The following is a 26,515-nucleotide window of genomic DNA, read 5'->3' as shown; positions in this document are numbered from 1 at the left end:
GATTTGGCTCGTTGGCCTCGTCTCCTCCATGCACCTTTCATCTCCTCCGATGGCCAGTGTATTCTGCCGATCAACTCCTCGTCCATGAAACTAAAGATGAATAAGTGTATCACAATCTCATCACAGATTGATCAGACTTGCAGGATACGAATCGCTCGTTCACAAGGGAGCATGAGAGGTGCTTTGTGACCAAAATCCTGCCTGTGCTGCTTATAGCCCTCATGGCTTTGCACATCATCAAACCGCTTGGTTTGCCAGGTCTGAAACGGCGCGGCGATTTCTGGAAGATCGCGGCATTTGCAATATTTACTATGGCGCTGGTGGTCGGCTTTCACTTTGCTGAAAGCTAAAATGCTGCTTTAAAACAGCATTTTTATCCATGAGTCCGCCTTTAATCCGTGATTTGCTTTTGACATTGTCTGGGAGAATCCCATCTAAATAGTATGAAAATATAGGAGGAGAGATGCGACGTGCCCTTTTAAGCCTGCCATTCATTCTGGCTGCATCGATGATCGCCGTTCCGATGCAAACCGCATTTGCGGAAAGCATCAATGCAGGAAGCCGGGAAGCGACCAGCGAATTACCCTTTAATGTCGTAGCGGTGGCAGAATTCGACACCCCTTGGGCGATTGCATTTCTTCCGGGCGGCAAATTGATCCTCACCGAGAAGGGCGGGAAGATGTTTGTCGTAACCCAAAAAGGTGAGAAGACCGAAGTAACCGGTGTGCCGGAAGCGCATGCCGGTGGTCAGAACGGTCTTCTGGACGTGGCGCCCGCGCCTGATTTCGCCAAGAGCAAGGCGATTTATTTTACTTATGTTGCACCAGCCAATGGGGGCGGAAGCCTTGTTCTTGATCGCGCCGTGTTAGCGGAGAGCAAAGGCAAAGCGGAACTCAAAGACATTGAGACGATCTGGAAGCAGGCGGCTGTTGCCAAAGGTGGGCAGCCCGGGGGCAAGATCGCATTTGCACCAGATAAAAAGCACCTCTTCCTGTCGGTTGGTGATCGTATGACACCGGCAACGGCTCAGGATGAGAATGCGCCGATGGGCAAGATCCTGCGCATGAACCTTGATGGTTCCGTGCCGAAGGACAATCCCAAAGCGTCAGAAGAAGGTGTGAAGGCGCTGACATGGAGCATGGGGCATCGCAATCCCTATGGGCTTGCTTTCGCGCCCGATGGCAAACTTTGGGAACATGAGATGGGACCGCGCGGTGGCGATGAGTTCAATCTCATCAAGCCGGGTTTGAATTACGGCTGGCCGGTTGTTTCCAATGGCGACAATTACAGCGGAAGGCCTATTCCACGGCACAGCACCCGACCGGAGTTTGAAGCGCCGATGTTGTTCTGGACTCCGGTTATTTCGCCGGGTGGGCTGGCTTTTTACAAGGGTAAGCAATTCTCGGACTGGAACGGTTCTGCGCTGATTGCTGGGCTTTCATCGCAGGCACTGATCCGCGTGACGATCAACAGTGATGGTCAGCCTGATGAAGCTGAACGTTTTGCGATGGAAAACCGTATTCGCGATGTGGCCGTCGGCCCCGATGGCGCAATCTGGCTGATTGAGGATAGCAGTCCGGGTCGTTTGCTGAAACTGACGCCGAAGTCATGAAAAAAGCCCCGGATTTCCGGGGCCTTTCTTTTTACTTCTTCAATACATCAACGCCGGGGAGGGGCTTGCCTTCCATCCATTCAAGGAAAGCGCCGCCAGCGGTCGAGATATAGGTGAAATCATCGGCAACACCTGCATGGTTGAGCGCGGCAACGGTGTCGCCGCCGCCGCCAACTGAAACCAGCTTGCCGGCTTTGGTGCGTTCTGCAACATGCTGAGCGGTCTTCACGGTTGCGGCATCGAAAGGACGCAGTTCAAACGCGCCGAGCGGACCGTTCCAGATCAGCGTTGCGGCATCATCAATTGCCGAAGCAATCAGGTCAGTGGAAAGCGCACCAGCATCAAGAATCATGCCGTCGCTAGGTACGCCATCAACGCCATAGGTCTGGTTTGGTGTGTCGGCAGCAAAATGCCAGCCCACAACTGCATCAACCGGCAGAATGATCGCACATTTGGTTTTCTCAGCCTTGGCCATGATTTCACGCGCGGTATGCGCAAGGTCATGTTCGCAAAGAGATTTGCCAACATCATGGCCTTGGGCTGCGAGGAAAGTATTGGCCATGCCGCCGCCGATGACCAGCGCATCAACCTTTTCAATCAGGTTGGAAAGCAGGTCGAGCTTGGTGGAAACTTTGGCGCCGCCAACAATTGCCACAACCGGACGCGCTGGCTGACCGAGGCCTTTTTCAAGCGCTTCGAGTTCTGCCTGCATACCACGGCCTGCATAGGCCGGTAGCACATGGGCCAGACCTTCGGTCGATGCATGTGCGCGGTGGGCTGCCGAGAAAGCATCGTTGACGAAAATGTCGCCGTTGGCAGCGAGTGCTGCAACAAATTCCGGATCGTTTTTTTCTTCGCCCTTGTGGAAGCGGGTGTTTTCGAGAAGCAGAACATCGCCGTCTTTCAGCGCATCGACTGCCGCCTTCGCCTTGTCACCAATGCTGTCCTCTGCAAAGTGAACACCATGACCGAAAACTTTTGCGAGCGGCTTGACGACATGCTTCAGTGAGTTTTCATCCGATGCCACACCCTTCGGGCGACCGAAATGGGCGAGCAGGATGACCTTCGCACCCTTCTTCGAGAGTTCCGCAATGGTTGGAACAATACGTTCGATACGGGTGAGGTCAGTTACCTCGCCGTTTGCCATTGGCACGTTGAGGTCTACGCGAACCAGAACGCGTTTTGATTTGACGTCGACATCATCAAGGGTGCGGAAAGCCATTTTTCTTCTCTCAGGTTTTTGCTTTGTCGCATTATCCTACGCAAAACCGCTAAGCACTTTTGCTGGAAATGCTTTTTGAAGAGAAAACGCCCCTTCGTGATTGAAGGGGCGTTGTCAGTTATTAGATCAGCTTGCCCATAGCGACGGCGGTGTCGCTCATGCGGCTGGAGAAACCCCATTCATTGTCATACCACGACAGGATACGGACCATCGTGCCGTCCATAACCTTGGTCTGGTCGGTGTGGAAGATCGACGAATGCGGATCGTGGTTGAAGTCGTGCGATACCAGTGGCTCATCGGTGTAACCGAGGATGCCCTTGAGGCGGCCATTGGCGGCTTCGCGGATCGCATTGTTGATTTCTTCAACAGTGGTCGTGCGCTTTGCAATGAAAGTCAGGTCAACAACCGAAACATTCGGGGTTGGAACGCGGATCGCAACGCCGTCGAGCTTGCCCTTGAGTTCTGGCAAAACCAGACCAACAGCCTTTGCAGCTCCCGTAGAAGTCGGGATCATCGAAAGAGCTGCTGCGCGTGCGCGGTAGAGATCCTTATGCATGGTGTCCAGCGTTGGCTGGTCGCCTGTATAAGAATGGATCGTGGTCATGAAGCCCTTTTCGATGCCGATTACATCGTTGAGAACCTGTGCCACTGGCGCAAGGCAGTTGGTGGTGCAAGAAGCATTGGAAATGACCAGGTGGTCTTTCGTCAGCTTGTCGTGGTTGACGCCGTAAACGACAGTCAGGTCGGCGCCATCGGCAGGTGCCGAAACGATAACGCGCTTTGCGCCAGCTTCAAGATGAAGGGCTGCTTTGTCGCGCGATGTGAAAATGCCGGTGCATTCGAGAGCGATATCGACGTTTTCTTCTTTCCATGGCAGTTCAGCCGGGTTGCGAACAGCGTGAACCTTGATCGGGCCATAGCCAACGTCGATGGTGTCACCAACGACTTTTACTTCCTTTGGAAAACGACCATGAACGCTGTCATAGCGCAGCAGATGCGCATTTGTTTCGACCGGACCAAGATCGTTGATTGCAACGACCTGAATGTCGGTGCGGCCCGATTCGACGATAGCGCGAAGGACATTACGGCCGATGCGGCCAAAACCGTTGATTGCGACGCGAACTGTCATTTTCTCTAATTCTCCCGAAAGGGTTCTGCATATGCAGTGACTTGATAAAACAGCTAAGGCCTTAAGCCCTAACTGGAAACTTAAACGCCGGCGTGTTTAGCGCCGGCGTTTGAACATTATGCGGCGTTGAGCTTCTTTTCCGCAGCTTCAGCAGCATGTTCTGCTGTGATGCCGAAGTGCTTGTAGAGATCGTTGATCTCGCCCGAAGCGCCGAAGCCCTTCATGCCGATGAACACGCCGTTTTCGCCGATGAAGCGTTCCCAGCCCATCGAAAGACCAGCTTCGATTGCGACCTTAACGGAAGCATCGCCAAGCGTTGCCTGCTTGTAAGCATCGCTCTGTTCTTCAAACAGCTCGAAGCATGGAACCGAAACAACGCGTGTTGCAATGCCCTTGGCTTCGAGAAGGTCGCGAGCCTTGAGCGCGATTTCAACTTCCGAACCAGTTGCGAAGATCGAAACCTTTGCGTCACCCTTTGCAGCTGCCAGCTCATAGGCACCGAATGCGGAGAGGTTTTCTTCGCGGTGATCGGTACGAACGACAGGCAGGTTCTGACGGGTCAGAGCGAGCGTCGAAGGAGTGCCCTTCGAATGCAGTGCAATCTGCCAGCATTCTGCAACTTCTACAGCGTCTGCCGGACGGAAGACATTGTGATTTGGAATGGCGCGCAAAGCTGCCAGATGCTCAACCGGCTGGTGGGTCGGACCGTCTTCACCAAGACCAATCGAATCATGGGTCATAACGTAAACAACGCGGATGCCCATCAGCGACGACAGACGCATGGCCGGACGGCAATAATCCGAGAAGCACATGAAGGTGCCGGAGTAAGGAATCAGACCGCCATGCAGTGTGATACCGTTCATCGCAGCAGCCATTCCGTGTTCGCGGATACCGTAGTGGATGTAACGACCACCGTAGTTTTCCGGCGTAACAGCCTTGGTCTGGCTGGTCTTGGTGTTGTTGGAACCGGTCAAGTCGGCAGAGCCGCCAAGAGTTTCAGGCACAACGCCGTTGATCACTTCCAGAGCCATTTCGGACGACTTGCGGGTCGCAACCTTTGGCTTTTCAGCGGAAAGCTTCTTCTTGTATTCGTTGATCGCGTCATCGAAGTTTGCAGGCAGGTCGCCACGCATACGACGTTCGAATTCAGCGCGGGTTTCTGCATCGACATTCGCCAGACGCTTCTCCCATTCCAGACGCTTCTTCGCAGCGTTCAGACCAGCAACGCGCCATGCGTCGAGAACTTCAGCAGGAACAACGAAAGGTTCAGCCGACCAGCCAAGTGCCTTGCGTGTTGCAGCGATTTCTTCTGCACCGAGTGGCGAACCGTGAACTTTGTTGGTGCCAGCGCGGTTTGGCGAACCAAAACCGATAGTGGTCTTGCACGCGATGAAGGTTGGCTTTTCCGAAACCTTTGCCAGTTCAATTGCCTTGGCAATGGCGTCCTGATCGTGACCATCAACAGCAATGGTGTTCCAGCCGGAAGCGGCGAAACGTGCAGGCTGATCGGTGTTGTCGGACAGCGAGATCGGGCCGTCGATGGAGATGTTGTTGTCATCCCACAAGACGATAAGCTTGTTTAGCTTCAGGTGACCGGCAAGCGAAAGGGCTTCCTGGCTGATGCCTTCCATGAGGCAGCCGTCGCCAACAACCGCATAGGTGTAGTGGTCAACGAGGCTGTCGCCGAACTGTGCATTCAGAACGCGTTCGGAAAGCGCCATGCCAACGGCATTGGCAATGCCCTGACCGAGTGGGCCTGTTGTGGTTTCGATGCCTGCGGCATGACCATACTCCGGGTGTCCAGCAGTACGTGCGCCGAGCTGACGGAAATTCTTGATTTCCTCAATCGATATGTCTTCGTAGCCCGAAAGGAAGAGCAGCGAATAAAGTAGCATCGAGCCGTGACCTGCGGAGAGCACGAAGCGATCGCGATCTGGCCAATGTGGGTTCTGCGGGTCATGCGACAGGAAACGCGTATAAAGCGCGGTCGCAATATCGGCTGCACCCATCGGGAGTCCGGGATGGCCGGAATTGGCTTTTTCGACCGCATCAATCGAGAGGAAGCGGATTGCGTTGGCCAACTGATTTTGTTTATCGGAATTCGTCATGGTCTCAGCCGTCTTTCCAGAGTGGTTTGAACGGGGTTGCGGCGATGCCTCGGAACTGAAGCACGAGTTTCTTATACTAAACGATTTAATCAATTTAAACCGATTAAATACGTTAGATGCTCGCGCCGCAAAAGGCTTTGGGACACATAGCACCTGCGACTGAGGAGTCAACAAAACGATAGCTTTTCGACAATAAACACTCCGCGATTAAGTGCGAAATGCGGGCAATTGCTGGGGCGGCTAACACTGAAAAGCCTTTTTTGCGCTGATAACGGTGCATGAACGGGGTCAAAGCCCCCTCATTTGTTGCTTATCGGGCTCACGATTATTACAGTCTTTTTAAAGATGCCCGTCCGGCAGGCGCGATTCGAAGGCTGTAATCTGCGTCTGTGATCTGGCATTGGAAAGGATATGGATGGCACCCGATACGACCCTCAGGCAAGTCGTCGAACGGCTGGGCAAGGCAATTAACACGCTTGAACAAGCAGTGGACTTGCGGCTGGACAAGGAAGGCGATTTCGCCGAAGCTGAGGAAGAGGTGCAGCGTATGAACGCTGACCGTAGCCGTCTTGCGCAAGAGCTTGACCAGTCCGAGGCACGCGCAGAGCGGCTTGAAGCCGCGAACCGCGAAGTATCGCGTCGTCTTGTGACAGCTATGGAAACCATCCGCGCCGTTCTGGATCGATAGAGGATACAAGCATGGCGACTGTAACTGTTACCATCGATGGCAAAGCGTATCGCATGGCGTGCGATGAGGGTCAGGAAGAGCATCTCTCCGGTCTGGCTGATCGTTTTGACCAATATGTTACTCATCTCAAGTCATCTTTTGGCGAAATTGGTGATCTGCGCCTGACCGTTATGGCTGGCATTATGGTCATGGATGAGCTGGCAGAAACGCAAAAGCGAATTAAAGTTCTTGAGAACGAGGTCGAAAACCTTCGCCGCTCACATGATGAGGCGCTGACAAGTGCTGATAAAAGCGATGCTGCTATAACCGGAATGCTCTCAGATGTTGCTGCGCGTCTTGAGCAGGTGGCATCGCGCATTGCGCCGCGTCCGGGTTCTGTCTGATTTCAAAAGATTTCTGTATCTGTCTTCGCGCCTCTGGCGCTTGAGCCAGACTAAGCCTATATAGGTTGTCGGCGTACTGCGCTTCCCGACAGGTGTAACAGCATCCCCGGGGCCTTACTGATCTCTAAGGGAGCTGTCCCTGTGAAGGCCCGTGGGCTTTCGCATATGGCACCCACCTACGTTGTAGGTATCCGGGATCAAACACTACCATCGGTTGTCGTGGTCGCCACTTTTCCTTTGTTTTGAAACTTATCCAAACAATCAGCCATGGTTTTCAAGGGCTCCAGCGCGTAGTCTTTTGCATCGAGATGGGTGCACCCATATAAATATGGTGCAGCGTTAATGATCGGGAGGGCGCAGCCATGAATGATGATGGGCAACCGCGAGGCGACGACAAGCAGACATTGAGGCGTGCGGTTCTTTCGCGCCGTGACGCGCTTGACCCACGGTTTCGCTATGAGGCTTCGCTGGCGGCGGCTAAACAAGCAGAAACAAAAATTGTCGCGCTGAAGGGCATGATGATTGCCGGTTATTGGCCAATCCGCTCGGAGATTGATCCGCGTCCGCTGTTGTCTTTCATGCGCGAAAAAGGCGTGCGGCTTTGTCTGCCGGTGGTTCTGGACAAGGAGACCATCGCTTTTCGAGAGTTTCTGCCGGATGCTCAGCTGGTGCAAACGGGCTTTGGCACCATGGGGCCGGATAAAAACGCGCCGTTGGTTGAGCCGGCGATCCTGCTGATGCCACTTGCCGGTTTTGATAAGCGCGGGCACAGGCTTGGCTATGGTGCCGGGCATTATGACCGGGCACTGGCACGGTTCAGAGCGCAGGGATTGGAGCCGCTGCTGGTTGGCATGGCTTTTGATTGCCAGGAAGTGCCATATGTGCCCAATGAGCCGCATGATATTGCTCTTCATCATATACTGACAGAGACCGGCTTGCGTTCCTTCGATCTGGGCTGATAAAGACGAATTTATGAGATTACTTTTTCTTGGTGATATGGTGGGCCGGTCGGGGCGCATGGCAGTCTATGACAAACTGCCGGGGCTGATTTCTGATCTGAAGCTGGATTTCGTGATCGTCAACGGTGAGAACGCCGCTGGCGGCTTCGGTATTACCGAAGACATTTTTCACGATACAATCCGCGCGGGCGCTGATGTGGTGACGACCGGAAATCACGTTTGGGATCAGCGCGAGGCACTTGATTTCTCCAAGCGTGAAGATCGTTTTCTGCGGCCTGCGAATTTTCCGAAAGGAACAGCCGGCAAAGGCGAGGGGCTTTACATCGCCAAGAATGGCGCACGCGTGCTCGTATCCAATATTATGGGCCGTGTGTTTATGCATCCCGACCTTGATGATCCATTTCTGGCAGCTGAAAAAATTCTTGGAGCTTGTCCGCTTGGCGAACAGGCTGATGCCGTCTTCTTCGATTTTCATGCGGAAGCAACCAGCGAAAAGCAGTGTTTTGGCCATTTTGTCGATGGTCGCGCCAGTGCAGTCATCGGCACGCACACGCATGTGCCAACGGCCGACTGCCAGATTTTGCGCAATGGTACTGCCTATATGTCAGATGCAGGCATGTGCGGCGATTATGATTCTTCGCTTGGTATGGAAAAAGAAGAGCCGCTCAATCGCTTTTTATCGAAAGTTCCCAAAGGTCGTTTTGAAGCAGCGAGTGGTCCTGCAACAGTCTGCGGCGTGGGAATCGAGATTTCAGATCGCACAGGGCTTGCCGAAAAAGTGGCGCCTTTGCGCATCGGTGCGCGACTCGAAGAGACCATTCCTGCTTTCTGGAAATAACGCTACATTTTGATATGTTTTACGAAGTTATCGTCAATTGGGCGGCTGATTGCAGTTAGGTGATCATCGCCCGTTGAATGCGTTCATGGAGTTCCTATTTGCCTGCGATAAGCAATTCGTAGGGGACGACACTCAATGGATTTTTTTGCCGAGCATCTGGCCTTTCTTTCAAGTCCGGCGGGATGGGCCGCGCTAATCACGCTGGTGACGATGGAAGTCGTCCTTGGCATTGATAATCTCATTTTCATATCGATTCTCACCAACAAGCTCCCCGCGCACTTGCAATCGAAAGCGCGGCGTATTGGCATTGGTGCTGCGCTTATTCTGCGACTGGGACTGCTGTTCACGATTTCTATCATCGTGCAGCTTAAAGAGCCTGTGTTCTTTGCTTTCGATCATGGCTTCTCATGGCGCGATATTATCCTGATAGCTGGTGGTCTGTTCCTTGTTTGGAAGGCGACCAAGGAAATCCATCACACGGTCGATCCGCATGACGGCAAGGAGAATATCGGCGGCAAAGTGGTTCAGCTTACGATGAGTGCTGCCATTGTGCAGATATTGATCCTCGATCTGGTGTTCTCGGTTGATTCGATCATTACCGCGGTCGGCATGACCGATGAGATCGCAATCATGGTGATTGCAGTTGTTACCGCAGTTGCTGTAATGCTGCTTGCTGCAGACCCGCTGTCGCGGTTCATCGCCAACAACCCGACCATCGTTATGCTGGCGCTTGGCTTCCTGCTGATGATTGGTATGACGCTGATTGCCGATGGTTTCGGCTTCCATGTGCCAAAAGGCTATATTTATGCGGCCATGGGCTTCTCTGCACTGGTCGAGGCGCTCAACATGATGGCGCGGCGCAGGCGTAAACAGTAGAGTTTATAAAGCAATGAAAAGCCGCTCTCTGATGAAGAGGGCGGCTTTTTTTGTTAGAGTATTTCCAGGAAAAATAATTGAAAACAAAAGGATAGAGCGGTTCCCAAGTCTCTGTTTAAACAGGAACCGCTCTAGTGTTTAGCGTGCCGCTTTAAGGATGGCTGCGCCCAGTGCCGACTTGATCAGTGCGCCGATGATGAACGGTGTCACGCCAAAAGCGACGGCCTTCTCGATGCCGATCACGCCTGAAAGCCACACCGCACCCAATGCGAGGCAGATTGCATTGGCAGCTAGGAACGATACGAAAGCCAGTATGATATTTTTGCCGTTCCAGCCGCGTTCAGCCAGATACCCAGTAAGTGCTGCAATGATAGGGAAGGCAGCAAGATAACCTGCTGTTGGACCTGCAAAATGTGCAAAGCCACCAGCGCCACCTGCGAGAACAGGAAGGCCAATCATGGCTTGACCAAGCCATGCAAGAACCGTTGCCATGCCAAGACGCCAGCCATAAAGCGCACCAATCAGCGGCACGATCAATGTCTGCAAGGTGATCGGAACCGGAATCATCGGCACTTCGATCTGCGATGAGACTGCAAGAACCAGAGTGCCGAAAGCCACAGCCGCAATGCGCAGCGCAGGCGAGCGGGATTCAAGGTTAAGCGGGCTGAAGGAAGTGCGGGTTTGGGCGATGCTAGTCATGGCGTCCTCAAATTATAGATAAAATCAAGATTCGATCTATTTAAATTTCAGATAAATGATGCTTTTGGCAAGCAGGAAATTTTTTAAATAGATAAAATGCTGCTTTTCTGCGCTTGGCGACCCCAAGTTTGGTACCAAAGCGTGTCGTGCGAAAAGGCAGAAAATGTAAAAAAGAATGCGGGTGTTCAGCCGACAATCGCAAAGGAATCACGTGTCTTGCCCGAAGCGGTCTTTACAGGGCGGTGACCGATCCACTGAACATGGCGGGCAAGGATGCTTGCAGCTGTGTCGACATCGTTCTTGCGCAGGGCGTCGAGAATAGCCCGGTGATCATGATCTGTGCGGGTTTCCCATTCCGAACGCCATGTGGCGAACAGAAATCGTGCGCTGGCGGCGTGAAGATCATCAATTGCTGCAAGCAAGCGTGGCATGTTGCAGGGTTCGAGAATCAAGCGATGGAAGCGGCGATTGGCAGCTTCCCAGCTTTTCACATCGCGCGACTTGTCACCCTCGACGGTGGCCTGTTCAGCAGCATCCAGCGTGGCGCGTGTGATGTGCGGGGCTGCGTGGTGCAGAGCTAACACTTCAAGCGCTGCACGCATTTCTGCGACTTCGCGGATTTCGCTGATGCTGAAAGAGGCAACGCGCACGCCCCGGCGCGGTTCTGAAACGGCTAAGCCCTGTGCTTCTAGTCGCCTGAAAGCTTCACGCACCGGCACATGGCTTGTGGCAAACTCCTCCGCTATATAGTCCTGACGTAGTTTTACACCCGGCTCGATTTCGCCCGCAATAATACGGTCCGCAAGAATGCGGCTGATACGGCTTGCAATGGTTTCGCTTGAAGTGTCGTTTGTGCGCTGATTCATGGATTTATAGATAATATTGTTTGGTGGCTTGCGTCGACCAATAAGTGTTTTGATGACATAGGAATTCACACTTGGCCGCTTTTACTGGACGAATGGGCCTCAATTCCTTATAACGCGCCCATTCTGCACGGAAAGCACGGTGGCCCAAGCTGTGGCCCGACCCATTCTATGTGACGCTTTCTCCGTGCGCATCATATGAACAGAACAGGGGTGCCATGGCTGGCCATTCACAGTTTAAAAATATCATGCACCGCAAAGGCCGTCAGGATGCCGTGCGGTCGAAAATGTTTTCCAAGCTCGGACGCGAAATAACCGTTGCCGCCAAGCAGGGTCTGCCTGACCCACTGATGAACCCTCGCTTGCGTCTGGCCATCCAGAACGCCAAGGCGCAGTCGATGCCGAAGGATAACATCGAACGTGCCATCAAGAAGGCCGCCGGCAATGACGGCGAAAACTATGATGAAGTGCGTTATGAAGGCCGTGGTCCGGGCGGTGTGATGGTTATCGTTGAAGCGCTGACCGACAACCGCAACCGCACCGCATCTAATGTTCGCGCAGCTTTCACCAAGTCGGGTGGAGCGCTGGGTGAAAGCGGTTCTGCATCCTTCATGTTCGATCGCGTTGGCGAAATCGTTTACAAGCTTGCTGTTGGCGACGCTGACACGCTTATGGAAGCAGCGATTGAAGCTGGTGCCGATGACGTTCAATCGGGCGAAGAAGAGCATGTGATTCTCTGCGCCTTTGAAAGCATTGGCGAAGTGTCGAAGGCTCTTGAAGCCTCGTTGGGTGAGGCTGAATCGATCAAGACGATCTGGAAGCCGCAGACCAACACCGAACTTGACGAGGAAAAGGCGCGCTCCGTGCTGAAGCTTCTCAATGTTCTCGAAGATGATGATGACGTTCAGAACGTCTATTCTAACTTCGAAGTCAGTGATGAAGTGATGGAAAAGCTGAGCGCCTGATTTCGGTTATTTGTTTTTGATTTAAAAACTCCCGGCTTGTCCGGGCGTTTTTTTATAGGGCTTATGCCTGAAATCCGAACAACAAAAAACCTCGCCGGAGCGAGGTTTTTCGGAAGTTCATCAATTTCGGAATTAGATACCGAGATTGCCGAAACGGTTTTTGAACTTGGTAACGCGGCCACCGCGGTCAAGCAGGGTCTGCGAACCACCGGTCCATGCTGGATGCGTGGAAGGATCGATATCGAGATTCATCGTATCGCCTTCTTTGCCCCATGTGGAACGGGTTGAATATTCAGTGCCATCGGTCATCACGACCTTGATGGTGTGGTAGTCGGGATGGATATCAGCTTTCATCTTCTCAATCCTGAAAGTCTGGGAAGAAAAGCCCAGCTCTAGTGTTTAAAACTGCGGCACTTTCGCCCAATGGCAGATATGAAGACCCGTTACTTGCAGGCAACGGCTTCCAAAAGGGTTGGCGAGCCTATACATCAGGCGCACGGCAATAACAAGGGCGCAATCTCAAGAATGGCCAGCAGTGACAGTCAAATTCGCATGAATCCCGATTTAGAGGCAGAAGAAGGGCGTAAACGCCGTTCGCTCAAGCCATTGAAGCGGATGCTACCGTTTCTTTCGCGCTATAAGATTCTGGTGATCGGGGCGCTTTTTTCGCTGGTGCTTGCGGCGGGGACGACGCTCGCGGTTCCTGTCGCTGTGCGCCGTATGATAGATCACGGCTTTACGGGTTCTGATGCGATCTTCGTCAATAACTACTTTGTCATGCTGGTTGCACTTGCGCTCGTTTTGGCTTTGGCGTCCGGTCTTCGTTATTTCTTCGTCATATCACTCGGCGAACGTGTGGTGGCCGATCTGCGCAATGCCGTTTTCGCGCATGTAACAAGCTTGTCGCCGGAATTTTTCGACCGCTCACAATCGGGCGAAATCGTCTCGCGCCTGTCCGTCGATACTACGCAGATCAAGTCGGTCGTTGGGGCTACAGCTTCGGTTGCGCTTCGCAACGTCATTCTTGGTTTTGGCGCCCTCATCATGATGGTGGTCACAAGTCCCAAGCTTTCAATGTTGGTGATCGCGGCCATTCCACTGATCGTTATACCGCTGATCGCCTTTGGTCGCTCAGTGCGGCGGCGCTCACGCTTGACGCAGGATATGCTCGCACATGCCAATGCCTATGCCAGTGAGCAGATTGGTGCCATGCGCACTTTGCAGGCCTTTACCAATGAAAATATGGTGGTGGGGCGTTTTGCGGGTGCCGTTGAAAAAGCCTATCAGGCTGCGCGTTCTTCGATCAAAGCGCGTGCTATTCTCACTGGCTTTGCGATTTTCCTGATTTTTTCCAGTGTTGTCGCGGTGCTGTGGTTTGGTTCGCGCGATGTGCTGTCGGGAACCATGTCCGCTGGTACATTGGGCCAGTTCGTTCTTTACGCGGTATTTGCAGCCAGCGCATTTGGCGCACTTTCGGAAGTAGGTGGCGAGCTTGCGCAGGCCGCGGGTGCCACAGAACGTCTTGCAGAAATTCTGGATGAAAATCCTGGTATTGCTCCTCCGACGAATCCTGTTGCATTGCCTCAACCGCCACGCGGCGAAATCAGCTTTGATGATGTTTATTTCTCGTATCCGACACGCCCGCATGCGCCGTCGCTCAATGGCGTGAGCTTCACTGTAAAGCCCGGTGAGACGGTTGCGATTGTTGGACCATCTGGTGCCGGCAAAAGCACGATCTTCTCGCTGGTGATGCGCTATTACGACCCACAGACGGGTTCTGTGCTGATGGATGGCGTGGCTTTGCCTGATGCAGACCCGGCCCGTGTTCGTGAACGCATTGCTGTGGTTCCGCAGGATGTCGCGATCTTTGCAACCAGCATTCGCGAGAATATCGGTTTTGGTAAGCCGGGGGCGAGCGATGCGGATATCGAGTCTGCAGCAAAAGCTGCTCTCGCGCATGATTTTATTATGGCGCTGGACAAGGGCTATGAAACAGAAGTGGGTGAGCGCGGTGTGACGCTTTCGGGTGGCCAACGGCAGCGCATTGCCATTGCGCGCGCAATTCTACGTGCCGCACCTGTTTTGCTGCTTGATGAAGCCACTTCTGCGCTTGATGCAGAAAGCGAAATGCTGGTGCAGAAGGCGCTTGATAGTCTGATGGATAATCGCACGACGCTTGTCGTGGCGCATCGTCTAGCGACCGTTCTAAAAGCTGACCGCATTCTGGTGCTCGACAAGGGGCGGATTGTCGAAGAGGGCACGCATCAGACACTCGTGGCAAAGGGCGGCATTTATGCTCGCCTTGCCAAACTTCAGTTTGAAGCAGGTGCAGGGGTCTTCGGCAAATAAAATTAGGGGGCGTGAAGCCCCTTTAGTTTTTGCTTTGCGGCATCTTATCCGCAAAGCGCTTTACTCTTTTCGAGATGCGCTCTCTTATCGTTCTGTAAGCTTCAGCTCAATGCGGCGGTTTCTGGCACGTGCATCAGGCGCATCGGAATTATCAAGCGGCTGATATTCGCCAAAACCCGCCGCAACAAGCCGGTTCGCCGGAACACCATTGGAGATCAGATATTTGACCACTGCTGTCGCACGTGCCGATGACAGTTCCCAATTGTCGCGGAAGCGGCCAGTGCCTGCGAGCGGCACATTGTCGGTATGGCCATCCACGCGCAGAACCCAGTTGATGTCATCCGGGATTTCCTGATTGAGCGTGACGACCGCCTCAGCAAGCTTCTTCATCTCATCAAGACCTGCAGGATTGAGGTCGGAAGAGCCGGTCGGGAAAAGCACTTCGGATTGAAACACGAATCGGTCGCCGACAATGCGGATATTTTCCTTGTCGGATAGAATCGCACGAAGACGGCCAAAGAAGTCGGAACGATAGCGGTTAAGTTCTTGAACGCGCTGCGCCAGGGCCACATTCAGACGGCGACCGAGATCGGCAATCTTTGTGTTCGATTCGCGGTCACGCGATTCGGAGGCATTCAACGCATCCTCCAGCGCTCCGATCTGGCGGCGAAGCGCCGAAATCTGCTGGTTGAGCAGTTCCACCTGTGAAAGCGCGCGTGCACTGACCTGCTTTTCGGCTTCCAGACTTTGACCCAATTCGCCTGCGCGTTTTTCAGCGGCAGCACCGGCGCCGCTGCCCTCGTTGAGCAGGGCTTGCAGGCGCGAACGCTCACTTTCAGCACCGGACAGTGAGGCTTGCAGGTTGGCGATCACATCCTGCATATCCAGCGTATTGCTTTTTTCAAGCGACAGAAGCTGCGTGAGTTCCTGTATCTGGCTGTTAAGACGTGCCAGTGCGCTGTCCTTGGTATCGACATCACGACTCAATAGAAACTGTCCCAGTACGAAGACCGTGAGCAGGAACATGATGGCCAGAAGCAGTGTGGTCAGCGCATCGACGAAGCCGGGCCAATAGTCGACATGGCGCTGGGGGCGACGGTTACGGCCAAGAGCCATGTTGCTTACTCCGGCCGTTTGCTGTCAGTGGGACGATCTGGAGCACGCTCGGCAGGGGCTCTGGACGCAATGGCCTCGTTGAGATTGCCAAGCGTCTCGCGAATGGCCTTTTGCTCGTCCGCTTGCTTTTCAACCCAGTCGCGCATCATTTGTTGTTCGCTGCGCATGCTCTTGACCAGCCCTTGAATGCCTTCGGCAAGATTGGCAAGGGCTGCTGATGTGCGCTGGCTGGACGCCTCTCCGCCCTGCAGATTCTGCATACGTTCAGCAATATTGCGAATATCGCCTAAATTCTCGTCGGTGCTGAGATCAGAGCCAAGATCGGTGACGGATGCCAGCCAGTTTTCAAGCTCTGTGTAGAATCGGTTCTGTGCGCGGCCCGATTGAAGATCGAGAAAGCCGAGAATCAGCGAACCGGAAAGACCGAAAAGGGATGACGAGAATGCGGTGCCCATGCCTGATAGTGGTGCCTGCAAGCCGGCTTTGAGCGAATCGAGCACATCCGTGGTGTTGCCCGAACTTGGATCGAGCGACTGGATGGTCTGACCGATGGAGCCAACAGTTTCCAGCAAGCCCCAGAATGTGCCAAGCAGGCCCAGAAATACCAGAAGACCGATCAGATAGCGCGATATATCGCGACTTTCATCCAGCCGTGAGGCAATCGAATCGAGAATGGTGCGCGTGGAAGTGGTCGTCAGCGCCATGGATTGTCTACGACCAATCAAAGCACGCATGGGCGCAAGCAAGACGGGTGGACGCGTGGTGCCGTCGCGTTCGCCATCGCGGAAAGAGTTGACCCAGCGAATTTCCGGTAAAAGCCGAAGAACTTGTCCAAAAGCAAGCAGAATGCCGATGAGCAGTACGCCAAAAATCAGCCCGTTAAGCCCGGGATTGGTGACGAAGAATGTATGGATTTGCCGCATCAGAACGGCGGCAAGGAACGCAACAATGATGAGAAAAATCACCATGGAAAGAATGACGATTCGCGGGCTGCTCAGGCGGTAGGGATCATAGTCCCGTGTATCGTCCAGTCGTTCCCGGGAAAGTCTCAAATCGCTCATGCGTTTCGCTCCATGGATATCCGTAGGGATAATCTTGTGGCCGGGAGCCTACTTCATAATTTGTTGGAGCGGAATCATCTGGCGTGAAAAAATAATGCGCCCCGGTTAGAATACCGAGGCGCATAAAAAATGCATATAACAGATCTGATCAGATTGGCTTCTTGATCGTCTTGAGCAATGCTTTGTGAATGATTTCATTGCCGGCAACGATGGTCTTGGTGTCAAAAATGTCCTGACCGCCGTTTTTATCTGAAATGAAGCCGCCTGCTTCACGGATCATCAGCATTCCTGCGCCAAGATCCCATGGATGCATGCCGTCTTCCCAGAAACCATCGAGACGACCTGCCGCAACATAAGCGAGGTCGAGGGCGACTGCACCCATGCGACGAACGCCGGCTGTTTCAGCCATGACGTTGCGCAGCTCAACGAGATAATGACCGTGCTGACCGCGTCCCAAATGCGGAATGCCAGTGCCGATCACGCAATCAACCAGCTTGGTGCGGGCTGCAACGCGCAGACGACGATCATTGAGGAACACGCCGCCGCCGCGTTCAGCGGTGTAAAGTTCGTCCATGGCCGGGTTATAAATGACGCCAGCAACGATCTGTCCCTGACGCTCAAGAGCGATAGAGACTGCAAAGTAGGGAATACCGTGAAGGAAGTTTGTTGTGCCATCAAGGGGATCGACCAGCCAGCGATGCTGTCCGTCCTTGGATTCAACCTCACCTGACTCTTCCATAAGGAAGCCAAAATCCGGGCGGGCGCGGCTCAGTTCTGTGTAGATGATTTTTTCGGCGCGGCGGTCAGCCTGGCTGACATAATCGCCTGGGCCTTTAAGCGAAACCTGAAGATTCTGCACTTCGCCGAAATCGCGCGCAAGGCTGCGGCCGGCTTTCATGGCAGTCTGAACCATAACATTGAGGAGGGCTGAACGAGCCATCTGATCGTCCTTTTAATACTGATTAGCTGAGAAAGAACTGTCGCGATCACCATGAATGGGAATCGGACTGCGGCGCGAGGAGGGCCAAGCGCCGCTGATTTTGATGAAGAGCTTATGCGCGGCTGATGTAGGTCAGTTCGCTTGTATCAACGATAACGCGTTCACCAGAAGCGATGAATGGTGGAACGAGGATACGGATACCGTTTTCAAGGACAGCTGGCTTGTAGGAAGAAGCTGCAGTCTGGCCTTTGACGACCGGATCAGCTTCAACGATTGCAAGCGTTACCTGTTCTGGAAGACGAATGCCGATTGGCTTTTCTTCATAAAGTTCAACGGTGACCATCATGCCGTCCTGGAGGAACGCTGCGCGGTCGCCAACGAAATCCTTGAGTAGTTCAAGCTGTTCGTAGGATTCGGTATCCATGAAAACCAGCGCTTCGCCCTGTTCGTAAAGGAACGAGAAGTCCTTCTGTTCCAGACGAACGCGCTCAACAGTTTCTGCTGCGCGGAAACGCTCATTGAGCTTGGTGCCGGTGATGAGGTTTTTCAGTTCAACCTGATTGTAAGCGCCGCCCTTGCCTGGCTTGACAGCATTGGTCTTGACCGCAGCCCACAGGCCACCATCATGCTCAATAACATTGCCGGGGCGGATTTCGTTACCATTGATCTTCATGAGCTTAATCCGGGAATAAATGTGAAAACTGTAGCGGCCCGGCGCATCACGACAGAAAGGCAATCTCCCATATCTTTTCGGGGATTGCGTCCGTCTTTAACTCGAACCACGATAATCGGGCTCTCCAAGACCATAAAATGGCGCTTTGTGCAAGTCTGGGCGGTAAATCAGCACGCTCGACAAGCAAAAACTGGCCGAAAAACTATCGCACGCGCAGATTATTTGCAGTCTGAACAGCGACTTTAAGCTGTTCGTCTGCCAGTCCATCCATCATATCATTGAGGTCTGGTGAGCGATAACCGGCACGTTGTGCGATGATGTACCAGGCTGCAGCCTTTTCCAGATCGCCATCTGTACCGATGCCATCGCGATACAGGCGCGCAAGCCAAGCCTGTGCCATGACCATGCCGCGTTGCGCCGCAATCTGCATCCAGCCAAAACCCTGTTCATAATTGCGATCGCCACCACGCCCTTCAATCAGCCAATGGGCCAGATCATATTGTGCTGTGTCATAGCCTTTACGGGCGGCAAGCAGTAGATATTCGCGGGCTTTCTTGTCGTCATGCGTTATTTTGTCAGTTCCATTGGCATAGACCTGACTGATTGCATATTCGGCGTCTGGCAATTTTGCAGCAGCGGCCTTCTCAAACCACGGAAAGGCTTCATCCAGCCCCGCCTGTCCCGGCGTCTTCATCATGACAAGCTGGCCGTAATTAAACTGTGCCATGGCATTGCCGCCTTCAGCGGCTTGTTGCATGAGCTTGGTGGCCTTGGCTGTATCCTTGCGCACATACTGGCCTTGCAAGAGCAGAGCTGCATAACGAAACTGAGCTTCGTTGACACCTTGCTCAGCAGCCTTTGCGTACCAATGCGCAGCTTTCTTCTGATCAGCGGGCACACCAAGACCACGGGCATAGATTTCAGCGACCAGCGTTTGTGATGCGCGATCACCTTTTTCGGCTTGTGGCAGAGCGAGATTAAATGCCGTCAGGTAAAGTCCGCGCTGATAAGCACCAAAGGCTTCATCGGCCGGTTTGTCGCCAAAACGGCTTGGGTCGATATTTGGCAACATATTGGTTGTTGCTGGTTGTGGCAGCATTTTGGGTTTTTCAGCCGGCTTGTCGCCTTTACTGTCGTGATGTTTTTGCACGCCTGTCGGCTCGTTTACTGCCCCAGCAGCCATTGTGGCTGGAGTGGATGCAGCAAAGATCAAAGCCGTGGCGAGAAGAATTCTGCGCTTCATGGGGCGTGCAAACCTTGGGGGTTAATTTTCGAAACGGGGAGCGTGTTCATCAAGAAGTCGGTTGGCTTCCGCAACGGCCTTCGCCGGATCTTCAGCTTCAAAGACCGCCTGTCCAAGTGCTACAAAATCTGCGCCGGTTTTTGAGGCCGCAATAATGCTTTCAATTGTGTTGCCAGCCTGTGCGATGCTTGGAATTTCAACCAAATCTGACCACCATTCAGCCAGAGAAAGATTGCGCGGATGTGCGTCCGGTTTGTTATCTGCGCCGATCTTGCCGAAGAACACATAATCCGGCTGCAACTCGCCAATTTCCATCGCACTGTGACGATCACGCAGATTGCCGGTGCCAACAATGAACTTTGGTGTGTGCTTTTCAATCGCTTCTTCAAGCTCGGCGGCTTTGCCTTCGATATGAATGCCATCGGCCCCAACACGACCTGCAATGCGCGTATCATTTAAAATGATGGCTGCGGCACCTTTTTCCTGAATGACTGCAACAGCTTTCTGAGCGGAGGCCTGAAAAGCGGCCTCATCAAGGTCCGTACCGTCAAGAATCACACTTGCCACGTCGCCACCTGAAAGTGCTGCGGTCAATAGTTTTGCCAGTGCATCCCCATCGGCAATGGGAGGTGCAACCAGCAAAAGGCGGCAGCGTTCATTTTTTTGTTTAGCAGTTGGCGCGTTCATAAACCAAACCTAGCGAAAAATGTTGATGGAATTCGGGCATAAAGTAAGAGGAGTGCGTTGAACAGCCCTCTTTATATTCGCTCAGCTTTGTTGGGGGCGTGGAAGCCGGCTGTTGGCATTATGTTATCCACTGGAACGAAAGTTGATTGGAACCAACCGGGTTCTGACCGAATTACCCGTTATATAAGGCGGCAATGAGTGCTGCACTATCGCAGATGGAAAAACAAACAGCAGGCAGGCGAAATGACGAATGAAACGGCGAAAATAGTGCCAAAGGTTCGCGACACACGCATCGACGTGTTTCGCGCTTTGGCTCTGCTTACGATTTTCATCAATCATGTGCCCGGAACAATCTTCGAGCATTTCACCCATAAAAACCTTGGCTTTTCTGATTCTGCAGAAGCGTTTGTGTTGATTTCAGGTATGGCGGTTGCATTGGCCTATGGTTCCAAGTTCGCGCCCGGCAATCAGCTTGTGCTGACGCTGAAAATGTGGCGTCGCGCCTGTGTGCTTTATACAGCGCACATTATGACGACGCTTGCGACGATTGGTATTTTTGCCGCTGCCGCCGTTTTCCTTAAACATCGCGAATTGCTCACCCAGATCAATATCGGACCACTGATCAAGCAGCCAGTCGAGGCGCTGCTTGGTCTGGTCACGCTCGGTCATCAGCTTGGCTATAATAACATTCTGTCAATGTACGCAGTCGTGCTTCTTCTCACGCCGCTGATGCTGTTGCTTGCTCGTATCAGCTTGTCGCTTATGCTTGGTGTTTCGGGCATGGTTTGGTTGTTGTCGGGGCTTTATCATGTGGCACCAATCAACTATCCGACTGAAGGCGTGTGGTTCCTTAACCCGCTGTCGTGGCAGTTCCTGTTTGCCATTGGTATTGCTGGTACGATCCATGTGCGCCGTGGCGGTAAGCTTACAACGCATCCTGCACTGATTGCAGCAGCTGTTGGTTATTTGGTTCTGTCGCTCGCTTGGGTTCGTCTGCCACTTTGGGGTATTGATGCCTCGATGGGTATGCCTGCGGTTCTGACTGGGTTCGACAAAACATTCCTGTCGGCTCCCCGTCTTCTGCATATATTGGCAATTGCCTATCTGATTGCCGTGGTGCCGACCTTAAACAGCATTGCGCGTACTTCGGCGGATAATCCACTGGCGATTCTCGGTAAGCATTCACTGCCTGTTTTCATTGCGGGTACACTTCTGGCGATGGTCGCTCAGGTTATGAAACTGGTTAATCCGGGTGGCCTGCCATACGATACGCTGCTGATTGCGACGGGCGTGGTCATGCAGTTCGCACTTGCGTATTATCTGGAATGGCTGCCAACCATTGGTTGGGGCAAGAAGCCAGCCGCAAAGCCGGTTGCAGCCGAAGGCTCCAAGGCTCTGGTCGTTTCAACCGCCAAGCCTGCATTGCAGCAGGCCTGATAAAACTGATTTCAAAAGCCGCCTTCGGGCGGCTTTTTTGTTTGAATATGCACTCGGATTGCGGAAATTAACCCTTCATTAATCTTAATAACGTTAAATGGTTTATATCCAGTTCGGCTGGATTCTTACCGAGTGGTTTTAGCCACTCTGTTTGACGCCTCCCTGTTAAACTCCTGAGAGCCGCCTTTGCGGCTCTTTTTTTTATGCGTTTTTCAGCAATCGGCGCTCTGGCCTTATCTGCTCTTCACGCTTTGTTTAAAAATATCTTGAAAAATTAACCGAACGTTAAACATAAACTTGCGCGACGGTGCATGAAGGTGCACTTTATCGTGGACTTGTCTGATGTGGCTGTTTCGTCCCGTTCCTCCCTATGATCGAACAGCGTTCAATGATTTTATTCGTATCCATTTGACGAGGATGCGAACAACAAAATGACCGCCCTTTGTGTGGTCATGTAAGGTGGCAGCAGTGATTAGCGAACAGGGACAAATGCCGGGTAACATGATCAGCTTGGCTGAACGCATGGTGTTCTCGGATTCCTTCAAGCCGATTTACAGTGAAGGCATGGATATGGTCGAGGAAGCGGCGAGTTATCTCGACGGTGAAGGCCGTGAAGAAGCGCGCAATCTCTCGCGTGTTGCTGCAACCCTTTATGCGGCCGAATCAATGCGCCTGACCACGCGCCTCATGCAGGTGGCGTCGTGGCTGTTGTTGCAGCGTGCAGCGCGCAATGGCGAAATGTCCCGCAAGCAGGTTGAAGCCGAAAAGGCAAAGGTGCGTCTTGATACGCCGTCCGCCGGTGATGTGGCGACAGGCTGGAACGAATTACCGTTTGCCTTCATTGAACTGATCGAACGTTCGATCCGCCTTCAGGCCCGCGTACGTCGCATGGATCGCAATGTTTATGGCGAAGTGGTTTCGCTTCAGAGTGTACCACGCGGCAACCCGGTTTCCGATCAGATTGTGCTGTTGAAGACCGCCTTTGGCGCTTCTTAAGATTTTGCCTTTGATGGCGTGCAAACGGCGCTCTTTGCGGTTGCCTAGGTTCCCGTACCCTTAAGTGCACTGCGCTGCGGTTCCCAAAGACCACGATTTGCCACTCATCAAAGCCAAATTTTGCGCAGGCTTCCCGTATCACCCGGCACATATGTTTCTCTTTTGTTCACTTTTGTGCTGTCATGTGAACCTGTCTGAGGATAGGATTCACATATGAAAGAAACGATTCGCATCATTGGTATTGATCCGGGACTCCGCCGTACCGGCTGGGGCGTGGTCGAATCGCTTGGCAACTCCCTGCATTTTATAGGCTCTGGAACGGTGACCTCGAACGCCGAGTTAGATCTGGCTTCCAGGCTTTGTCAGCTCCATGAAGGGCTTTCGAAGGTGCTGCATGAGTTCATACCTCATGAAGCGGCGGTCGAGCATACTTTCGTCAATAAGGATGCGACAGCAACGCTGAAACTTGGTCAGGCACGTGGCATCGCACTTCTGGCCCCTGCACAGGCGGGGCTTCCGGTTGCTGAATATGCGCCCAATGCCGTTAAGAAGGCAGTGATCGGCGTCGGTCATGGTGAAAAGCAACAAATTCATATGATGGTGAAGGTTTTGATGCCGCGCGCAACGTTCGATACGAGCGATGCTGCCGATGCGCTCGCCATTGCCATTTGCCATGCGCATCATCGACAGAGCATTGTGAGTGCACGCAGAATGCAGGCGCTTTTGAGTTAACGCGCATCTTATTCCGAAAACCGCAATACACTCTTCGGGATGCGCTTTTAGCGGGGTAGAACCAGAATGATCGGCAAGCTTAAGGGCGTGATCGATGAAATAGCTGAGGATCATGCCGTCATCGATGTGCATGGCGTGGGCTATGTTGCTTTTTGTTCCGCCCGTACGCTTGGCAATCTGGGTGGAGTGGGCGAGGCGGCAACCTTGCTTATTGAGACTTACGTGCGTGAGGACATGATCCGCCTTTATGGTTTCGGGTCACAGCTTGAGCGCGAGTGGTTTCGCCTGTTGCAAAATGTGCAGGGCGTGGGTGCCAAGGTGGCACTTGCAGTGCTCGGTACGCTATCGGTGCCTGAACTCGCCAATGCTATTGCGTTGCGTGATATAAATATGGTGTCGCGCGCGCCAGGTGTTGGCAAGAAGGTTGCCGAGCGTATTGTCACCGAGTTGAAAAACAAGGCTCCGGCTTTTGCCGGTGATGCGAGCGGAACAATCGGTCTCAAGCAGGATCTTGGTGCAGGGGTTGCTTCCGCTCCGGTCAGTGATGCTGTTTCTGCTCTTTCCAATCTTGGTTATTCGCGTGATCAGGCCGCCAATGCTGTGGCGGCTGCCCTTCGTGAAGCGGGTGAGGACGCCGATTCTGCCAAGCTTATTCGGCTTGGTCTTAAGGAGTTGTCGCGGTGAGATACTTGTCTCAACTTAGCGTTCATGCGAGAGGATTGGCATGAGCGACCGCAACCCTCTTATAGACGCTGATATACGCGTCGAAGATGCCGATACGACCCTGCGCCCGCAAACGCTCAATGATTTTGTGGGGCAGGCACAAGCGCGCGCCAATCTCAAAGTTTTTATTGAGGCTGCAAAAGTGCGGGGCGAAGCGCTTGATCATGTGTTGTTCGTTGGGCCTCCGGGACTGGGCAAAACCACCCTTGCACAGATCATGGCCAAGGAACTCGGCGTCAATTTCCGTTCGACCTCTGGTCCGGTAATCGCTAAGGCCGGTGATCTCGCAGCCCTTCTGACCAATCTTGAAGATCGCGATGTGCTGTTTATCGACGAAATTCATCGTTTAAGTCCAGCGGTTGAGGAAATTCTCTATCCCGCAATGGAAGATTTTCAGCTTGATCTGATCATTGGTGAGGGGCCTGCGGCACGTTCCGTGAAGATTGATCTTGCCAAATTTACGCTTGTTGCGGCGACCACGCGTCTGGGGCTTTTGACCACGCCGCTGCGGGATCGTTTCGGCATTCCGGTACGTCTCAATTTTTATACGGTCGAAGAACTCGAATATATTGTGCGGCGCGGTGCGCGCATCATGCAGATGGGTATTTCACCGGATGGTGCACTGGAAGTTGCACGTCGTTCACGCGGGACACCGCGTATTGCGGGGCGCTTGTTGCGGCGCGTGCGCGATTTTGCGCTGGTTGCAGGTGTCGATGTCATTGATCGCAAGATTGCTGATGAGGCTCTGTCGCGACTTGAAGTCGATAATCGTGGGTTTGATCAGCTGGACCGTCGTTATTTGGATATGATTGCCCGTAATTTCGGTGGGGGTCCTGTTGGGATTGAAACTATTGCAGCCGGTTTGTCAGAACCGCGTGATGCGATTGAAGACATTATCGAGCCCTATATGATCCAGCAGGGCTTCTTGCAGCGCACACCTCGCGGGCGCGTTTTGACTAATCTTGCCTGGCAACATCTGGGGCTTGCTGCGCCTTCTGAAGTCGCGCAGCAGTCGCAGTTTGGCCTTTTTACGGAAGACGAATAGTTATGGATCATGCGCAGGTTGCGGGCGAACTGAAAGATGGAACGCATCATCTTTACGCCCGTATCTATTATGCCGATACGGATTTCTCGGGGTTTGTTTATCACGGTCGCTATCTCGAATTTTACGAGCGTGGTCGCACCGATTTTCTACGCTTGCAGGACGTGCATCACATTGAGCTGGCCGAAGGCGCTCTGGGCGAAGAAATGGTCTGGGTCGCTCGCCGCATGGAGATCGATTATAAATCGCCTGCGAAAATGGATGACCTCATTCTGATTGAAACCCGTGTCAGCGAAATACGTGGTGCTCGTGTTATCATGGCGCAGAAGATTACCTGTGGCGAGCGGGTGCTTTCGGAAGCGAAAGTTGAAGCGGTGATGATTACCAAGCAGGGGCATCCGCGTCGTATTCCGGACGAATGGCGCGAAGCTTTCACGAAGGCAGGCAATGACTGATCGGTTCCACTCGTTTGAGGAGCTTTGCGAGGTCTACAGCGAAGGGACAGATTTTGCGGTCATGACCCGCTTCGTTCCGGGTGCGGAAGTGGTCATCCTCGCCCCGCATGGCGGCGCAATCGAATATTTGACGACCGAACTTGCAGATGAAATTGCTGAAGCGCAATATAGTTTTTATTCGTTCATTGGCCTCATTGATCGTAACAAGGCGAGAGACCTTCACATCACATCTCATCGCTTTCTTGAAGTGAGAATGGATAATCTCCTCTCCCATACCAAATATGCCCTTGCCATTCATGGCCGAAGAGACTTGCAGAAATTGCCGGTTCTTGGCGATGTGGATGATAAAGACGCAATTTATCTTGGCGGACTGGATGCTAAGTTTATAGAGCTTCTTGACGAGGAGTTGAGAAGTTCCGGGTTTGCCACACGCCTATCGGGGCATGCATTCCTTGCTGCCAATCCAGTGAATCTGTGCAACCGCTGTCATTCGGGCCGGGGCGCGCAGATGGAACTGCCTCTGTCACTGCGCCATGCGTTGGCAAATTCCGGGGCACTGAAGGCGCAATTTACTGCCGCCACGCAGAGAGCTACTGCCCGTCGCATTAGCAGCTAGATGGAATTCTTTGTGCCGATCGATTATTCGCACATTAAGAGTAACTTATCTTTAACCATAATATCCGATTAATCATGCTGACGGAATCGGTTGAGGGGCTGGC

28 protein-coding genes and 1 other RNA gene are annotated in these 26,515 nt (G+C 53.1%); 17 read left to right on the top strand and 12 right to left on the bottom strand.

Translation table 11 applies throughout. The features are described from left to right. The first annotated feature begins 185 nt into the window (after nucleotides 1-185). Together CEV31_RS21035 and CEV31_RS03435 are read left to right on the top strand one after the other, a co-directional pair. Nucleotides 186-350, top strand: a complete 165-nt coding sequence (locus CEV31_RS21035) for a hypothetical protein (protein ID WP_169717305.1) — start codon at nucleotides 186-188, stop codon at nucleotides 348-350. A 113-nt stretch (nucleotides 351-463) separates the two neighbouring features. Beyond that, entirely contained in the window at nucleotides 464-1,612 is a 1,149-nt protein-coding gene (locus CEV31_RS03435) for a PQQ-dependent sugar dehydrogenase (protein ID WP_094505491.1), read from the top strand. Nucleotides 1,613-1,643: 31 nt separating this feature from the next. Here the strand turns inward: CEV31_RS03435 and CEV31_RS03430 are convergent, their stop codons facing one another. The 3 genes from CEV31_RS03430 to tkt form a co-directional block, all read right to left on the bottom strand. After that, on the bottom strand, nucleotides 1,644-2,834 hold the full coding sequence (locus CEV31_RS03430; protein WP_094505490.1) for a phosphoglycerate kinase: 1,191 nt from the start codon (nucleotides 2,832-2,834) through the stop codon (nucleotides 1,644-1,646). Nucleotides 2,835-2,955: 121 nt separating this feature from the next. Next, on the bottom strand, nucleotides 2,956-3,963 hold the full coding sequence (gap, locus tag CEV31_RS03425) for a type I glyceraldehyde-3-phosphate dehydrogenase (RefSeq protein WP_094505489.1): 1,008 nt from the start codon (nucleotides 3,961-3,963) through the stop codon (nucleotides 2,956-2,958). 116 nt (nucleotides 3,964-4,079) lie between these two features. Then, nucleotides 4,080-6,071 carry a transketolase gene (gene tkt, locus CEV31_RS03420; protein WP_094505488.1) on the bottom strand — a complete coding sequence of 664 codons (1,992 nt, stop codon included), beginning with the start codon at nucleotides 6,069-6,071 and terminating at the stop codon, nucleotides 4,080-4,082. 415 nt (nucleotides 6,072-6,486) lie between these two features. On the opposite strand from tkt, the gene CEV31_RS03415 reads away from it, so the two are divergent. The 6 genes from CEV31_RS03415 to CEV31_RS03390 all read left to right on the top strand — a co-directional run bounded on the left by CEV31_RS03415 (nucleotide 6,487) and on the right by CEV31_RS03390 (nucleotide 9,815). After that, complete coding sequence (locus tag CEV31_RS03415) at nucleotides 6,487-6,759, top strand: DUF4164 domain-containing protein (RefSeq protein WP_094505487.1); 273 nt, start codon at nucleotides 6,487-6,489, stop codon at nucleotides 6,757-6,759. An 11-nt stretch (nucleotides 6,760-6,770) separates the two neighbouring features. Continuing rightward, nucleotides 6,771-7,142 carry a cell division protein ZapA gene (locus CEV31_RS03410; protein WP_094505486.1) on the top strand — a complete coding sequence of 124 codons (372 nt, stop codon included), beginning with the start codon at nucleotides 6,771-6,773 and terminating at the stop codon, nucleotides 7,140-7,142. 70 nt (nucleotides 7,143-7,212) lie between these two features. Continuing rightward, nucleotides 7,213-7,371, top strand: a non-coding RNA gene (gene ssrS / locus CEV31_RS03405) — 6S RNA. 133 nt (nucleotides 7,372-7,504) lie between these two features. Beyond that, complete coding sequence (locus CEV31_RS03400; protein WP_094505485.1) at nucleotides 7,505-8,101, top strand: 5-formyltetrahydrofolate cyclo-ligase; 597 nt, start codon at nucleotides 7,505-7,507, stop codon at nucleotides 8,099-8,101. A 13-nt stretch (nucleotides 8,102-8,114) separates the two neighbouring features. Continuing rightward, the gene (locus CEV31_RS03395; RefSeq protein ID WP_094505484.1) at nucleotides 8,115-8,939 is read left to right on the top strand and encodes a TIGR00282 family metallophosphoesterase; all 825 of its coding nucleotides are present in this window, start codon (nucleotides 8,115-8,117) and stop codon (nucleotides 8,937-8,939) included. A 135-nt stretch (nucleotides 8,940-9,074) separates the two neighbouring features. Continuing rightward, entirely contained in the window at nucleotides 9,075-9,815 is a 741-nt protein-coding gene (locus tag CEV31_RS03390; protein ID WP_094505483.1) for a TerC family protein, read from the top strand. A 138-nt stretch (nucleotides 9,816-9,953) separates the two neighbouring features. On the opposite strand, the gene CEV31_RS03385 is transcribed toward CEV31_RS03390, so the two are convergent. Further along, nucleotides 9,954-10,514, bottom strand: coding sequence for a biotin transporter BioY (locus CEV31_RS03385; protein ID WP_094505482.1), 561 nt, complete (start codon nucleotides 10,512-10,514; stop codon nucleotides 9,954-9,956). A 185-nt stretch (nucleotides 10,515-10,699) separates the two neighbouring features. Beyond that, entirely contained in the window at nucleotides 10,700-11,380 is a 681-nt protein-coding gene (locus tag CEV31_RS03380) for a GntR family transcriptional regulator (protein WP_094505609.1), read from the bottom strand. A gap of 215 nt (nucleotides 11,381-11,595) precedes the next feature. Between CEV31_RS03380 and CEV31_RS03375 the strand changes: the two genes are divergently transcribed. Continuing rightward, nucleotides 11,596-12,342, top strand: a complete 747-nt coding sequence (locus tag CEV31_RS03375) for a YebC/PmpR family DNA-binding transcriptional regulator (RefSeq protein WP_094505481.1) — start codon at nucleotides 11,596-11,598, stop codon at nucleotides 12,340-12,342. Nucleotides 12,343-12,474: 132 nt separating this feature from the next. Here the strand turns inward: CEV31_RS03375 and rpmE are convergent, their stop codons facing one another. Further along, on the bottom strand, nucleotides 12,475-12,696 hold the full coding sequence (rpmE, locus tag CEV31_RS03370) for a 50S ribosomal protein L31 (protein ID WP_094505480.1): 222 nt from the start codon (nucleotides 12,694-12,696) through the stop codon (nucleotides 12,475-12,477). 69 nt (nucleotides 12,697-12,765) lie between these two features. Between rpmE and CEV31_RS03365 the strand changes: the two genes are divergently transcribed. Beyond that, nucleotides 12,766-14,691 carry an ABC transporter transmembrane domain-containing protein gene (locus CEV31_RS03365; protein WP_094505479.1) on the top strand — a complete coding sequence of 642 codons (1,926 nt, stop codon included), beginning with the start codon at nucleotides 12,766-12,768 and terminating at the stop codon, nucleotides 14,689-14,691. Nucleotides 14,692-14,775: 84 nt separating this feature from the next. On the opposite strand, the gene CEV31_RS03360 is transcribed toward CEV31_RS03365, so the two are convergent. From CEV31_RS03360 to CEV31_RS03335, 6 genes are all read right to left on the bottom strand, one after another. After that, a complete protein-coding gene (locus CEV31_RS03360) occupies nucleotides 14,776-15,807 on the bottom strand; it encodes a peptidoglycan -binding protein (RefSeq protein WP_094505478.1) in 1,032 nt (343 codons plus the stop codon). A gap of 5 nt (nucleotides 15,808-15,812) precedes the next feature. Next, complete coding sequence (locus CEV31_RS03355) at nucleotides 15,813-16,868, bottom strand: MotA/TolQ/ExbB proton channel family protein (protein WP_094505477.1); 1,056 nt, start codon at nucleotides 16,866-16,868, stop codon at nucleotides 15,813-15,815. 148 nt (nucleotides 16,869-17,016) lie between these two features. Then, on the bottom strand, nucleotides 17,017-17,808 hold the full coding sequence (locus CEV31_RS03350) for an inositol monophosphatase family protein (RefSeq protein WP_094505476.1): 792 nt from the start codon (nucleotides 17,806-17,808) through the stop codon (nucleotides 17,017-17,019). Nucleotides 17,809-17,920: 112 nt separating this feature from the next. After that, entirely contained in the window at nucleotides 17,921-18,481 is a 561-nt protein-coding gene (efp, locus tag CEV31_RS03345; RefSeq protein WP_094505475.1) for an elongation factor P, read from the bottom strand. Between the two features lie 202 nt (nucleotides 18,482-18,683). Beyond that, nucleotides 18,684-19,724: a tetratricopeptide repeat protein gene (locus CEV31_RS03340; RefSeq protein ID WP_094505474.1), complete on the bottom strand. Its 1,041-nt coding sequence runs from the start codon at nucleotides 19,722-19,724 to the stop codon at nucleotides 18,684-18,686. 21 nt (nucleotides 19,725-19,745) lie between these two features. Continuing rightward, on the bottom strand, nucleotides 19,746-20,411 hold the full coding sequence (locus tag CEV31_RS03335; protein WP_094505473.1) for a thiamine phosphate synthase: 666 nt from the start codon (nucleotides 20,409-20,411) through the stop codon (nucleotides 19,746-19,748). Between the two features lie 243 nt (nucleotides 20,412-20,654). On the opposite strand from CEV31_RS03335, the gene CEV31_RS03330 reads away from it, so the two are divergent. From CEV31_RS03330 to CEV31_RS03300, 7 genes are all read left to right on the top strand, one after another. After that, nucleotides 20,655-21,848 (top strand): OpgC family protein, encoded by a 1,194-nt coding sequence (locus CEV31_RS03330; RefSeq protein ID WP_094505608.1) that lies wholly within the window; start codon nucleotides 20,655-20,657, stop codon nucleotides 21,846-21,848. Nucleotides 21,849-22,337: 489 nt separating this feature from the next. After that, entirely contained in the window at nucleotides 22,338-22,844 is a 507-nt protein-coding gene (rcdA, locus tag CEV31_RS03325) for a protease adaptor protein RcdA (RefSeq protein WP_094505607.1), read from the top strand. 213 nt (nucleotides 22,845-23,057) lie between these two features. Next, the gene (gene ruvC, locus CEV31_RS03320; protein ID WP_094505472.1) at nucleotides 23,058-23,576 is read left to right on the top strand and encodes a crossover junction endodeoxyribonuclease RuvC; all 519 of its coding nucleotides are present in this window, start codon (nucleotides 23,058-23,060) and stop codon (nucleotides 23,574-23,576) included. 66 nt (nucleotides 23,577-23,642) lie between these two features. After that, nucleotides 23,643-24,260, top strand: coding sequence for a Holliday junction branch migration protein RuvA (gene ruvA, locus CEV31_RS03315; RefSeq protein ID WP_094505471.1), 618 nt, complete (start codon nucleotides 23,643-23,645; stop codon nucleotides 24,258-24,260). Nucleotides 24,261-24,300: 40 nt separating this feature from the next. Continuing rightward, entirely contained in the window at nucleotides 24,301-25,344 is a 1,044-nt protein-coding gene (gene ruvB, locus CEV31_RS03310; RefSeq protein WP_094505470.1) for a Holliday junction branch migration DNA helicase RuvB, read from the top strand. 2 nt (nucleotides 25,345-25,346) lie between these two features. Continuing rightward, nucleotides 25,347-25,796, top strand: coding sequence for a YbgC/FadM family acyl-CoA thioesterase (locus CEV31_RS03305; protein ID WP_094505469.1), 450 nt, complete (start codon nucleotides 25,347-25,349; stop codon nucleotides 25,794-25,796). Next, nucleotides 25,789-26,412 carry a poly-gamma-glutamate hydrolase family protein gene (locus tag CEV31_RS03300; protein WP_094505468.1) on the top strand — a complete coding sequence of 208 codons (624 nt, stop codon included), beginning with the start codon at nucleotides 25,789-25,791 and terminating at the stop codon, nucleotides 26,410-26,412. Before CEV31_RS03305 ends, CEV31_RS03300 begins: the two co-directional genes overlap by 8 nt. Nucleotides 26,413-26,515 lie beyond the last annotated feature (103 nt).

The sequence above is a fragment of the Brucella thiophenivorans genome (genome assembly GCF_002252445.1).
Taxonomy (GTDB): domain Bacteria; phylum Pseudomonadota; class Alphaproteobacteria; order Rhizobiales; family Rhizobiaceae; genus Brucella; species Brucella thiophenivorans.
The sequence above is the reverse complement of the archived record's forward strand: the minus strand, read 5'-3'. Positions and strand labels throughout refer to the sequence as shown.

What these genes read in the sequence shown, in the direction of transcription:
- CEV31_RS03435 (WP_094505491.1), top strand. Translation starts at nt 464, where the DNA reads ATGCGACGTGCCCTTTTAAGCCTGCCATTCATTCTGGCTGCATCGATG.
- CEV31_RS03430 (WP_094505490.1), bottom strand. Translation starts at nt 2,834, where the DNA reads ATGGCTTTCCGCACCCTTGATGATGTCGACGTCAAATCAAAACGCGTT.
- gap (WP_094505489.1), bottom strand. Translation starts at nt 3,963, where the DNA reads ATGACAGTTCGCGTCGCAATCAACGGTTTTGGCCGCATCGGCCGTAAT.
- tkt (WP_094505488.1), bottom strand. Translation starts at nt 6,071, where the DNA reads ATGACGAATTCCGATAAACAAAATCAGTTGGCCAACGCAATCCGCTTC.
- CEV31_RS03415 (WP_094505487.1), top strand. Translation starts at nt 6,487, where the DNA reads ATGGCACCCGATACGACCCTCAGGCAAGTCGTCGAACGGCTGGGCAAG.
- CEV31_RS03410 (WP_094505486.1), top strand. Translation starts at nt 6,771, where the DNA reads ATGGCGACTGTAACTGTTACCATCGATGGCAAAGCGTATCGCATGGCG.
- CEV31_RS03400 (WP_094505485.1), top strand. Translation starts at nt 7,505, where the DNA reads ATGAATGATGATGGGCAACCGCGAGGCGACGACAAGCAGACATTGAGG.
- CEV31_RS03395 (WP_094505484.1), top strand. Translation starts at nt 8,115, where the DNA reads ATGAGATTACTTTTTCTTGGTGATATGGTGGGCCGGTCGGGGCGCATG.
- CEV31_RS03390 (WP_094505483.1), top strand. Translation starts at nt 9,075, where the DNA reads ATGGATTTTTTTGCCGAGCATCTGGCCTTTCTTTCAAGTCCGGCGGGA.
- CEV31_RS03385 (WP_094505482.1), bottom strand. Translation starts at nt 10,514, where the DNA reads ATGACTAGCATCGCCCAAACCCGCACTTCCTTCAGCCCGCTTAACCTT.
- CEV31_RS03380 (WP_094505609.1), bottom strand. Translation starts at nt 11,380, where the DNA reads ATGAATCAGCGCACAAACGACACTTCAAGCGAAACCATTGCAAGCCGT.
- CEV31_RS03375 (WP_094505481.1), top strand. Translation starts at nt 11,596, where the DNA reads ATGGCTGGCCATTCACAGTTTAAAAATATCATGCACCGCAAAGGCCGT.
- rpmE (WP_094505480.1), bottom strand. Translation starts at nt 12,696, where the DNA reads ATGAAAGCTGATATCCATCCCGACTACCACACCATCAAGGTCGTGATG.
- CEV31_RS03365 (WP_094505479.1), top strand. Translation starts at nt 12,766, where the DNA reads ATGGCAGATATGAAGACCCGTTACTTGCAGGCAACGGCTTCCAAAAGG.
- CEV31_RS03360 (WP_094505478.1), bottom strand. Translation starts at nt 15,807, where the DNA reads ATGGCTCTTGGCCGTAACCGTCGCCCCCAGCGCCATGTCGACTATTGG.
- CEV31_RS03355 (WP_094505477.1), bottom strand. Translation starts at nt 16,868, where the DNA reads ATGAGCGATTTGAGACTTTCCCGGGAACGACTGGACGATACACGGGAC.
- CEV31_RS03350 (WP_094505476.1), bottom strand. Translation starts at nt 17,808, where the DNA reads ATGGCTCGTTCAGCCCTCCTCAATGTTATGGTTCAGACTGCCATGAAA.
- efp (WP_094505475.1), bottom strand. Translation starts at nt 18,481, where the DNA reads ATGAAGATCAATGGTAACGAAATCCGCCCCGGCAATGTTATTGAGCAT.
- CEV31_RS03340 (WP_094505474.1), bottom strand. Translation starts at nt 19,724, where the DNA reads ATGAAGCGCAGAATTCTTCTCGCCACGGCTTTGATCTTTGCTGCATCC.
- CEV31_RS03335 (WP_094505473.1), bottom strand. Translation starts at nt 20,411, where the DNA reads ATGAACGCGCCAACTGCTAAACAAAAAAATGAACGCTGCCGCCTTTTG.
- CEV31_RS03330 (WP_094505608.1), top strand. Translation starts at nt 20,655, where the DNA reads ATGACGAATGAAACGGCGAAAATAGTGCCAAAGGTTCGCGACACACGC.
- rcdA (WP_094505607.1), top strand. Translation starts at nt 22,338, where the DNA reads ATGCCGGGTAACATGATCAGCTTGGCTGAACGCATGGTGTTCTCGGAT.
- ruvC (WP_094505472.1), top strand. Translation starts at nt 23,058, where the DNA reads ATGAAAGAAACGATTCGCATCATTGGTATTGATCCGGGACTCCGCCGT.
- ruvA (WP_094505471.1), top strand. Translation starts at nt 23,643, where the DNA reads ATGATCGGCAAGCTTAAGGGCGTGATCGATGAAATAGCTGAGGATCAT.
- ruvB (WP_094505470.1), top strand. Translation starts at nt 24,301, where the DNA reads ATGAGCGACCGCAACCCTCTTATAGACGCTGATATACGCGTCGAAGAT.
- CEV31_RS03305 (WP_094505469.1), top strand. Translation starts at nt 25,347, where the DNA reads ATGGATCATGCGCAGGTTGCGGGCGAACTGAAAGATGGAACGCATCAT.
- CEV31_RS03300 (WP_094505468.1), top strand. Translation starts at nt 25,789, where the DNA reads ATGACTGATCGGTTCCACTCGTTTGAGGAGCTTTGCGAGGTCTACAGC.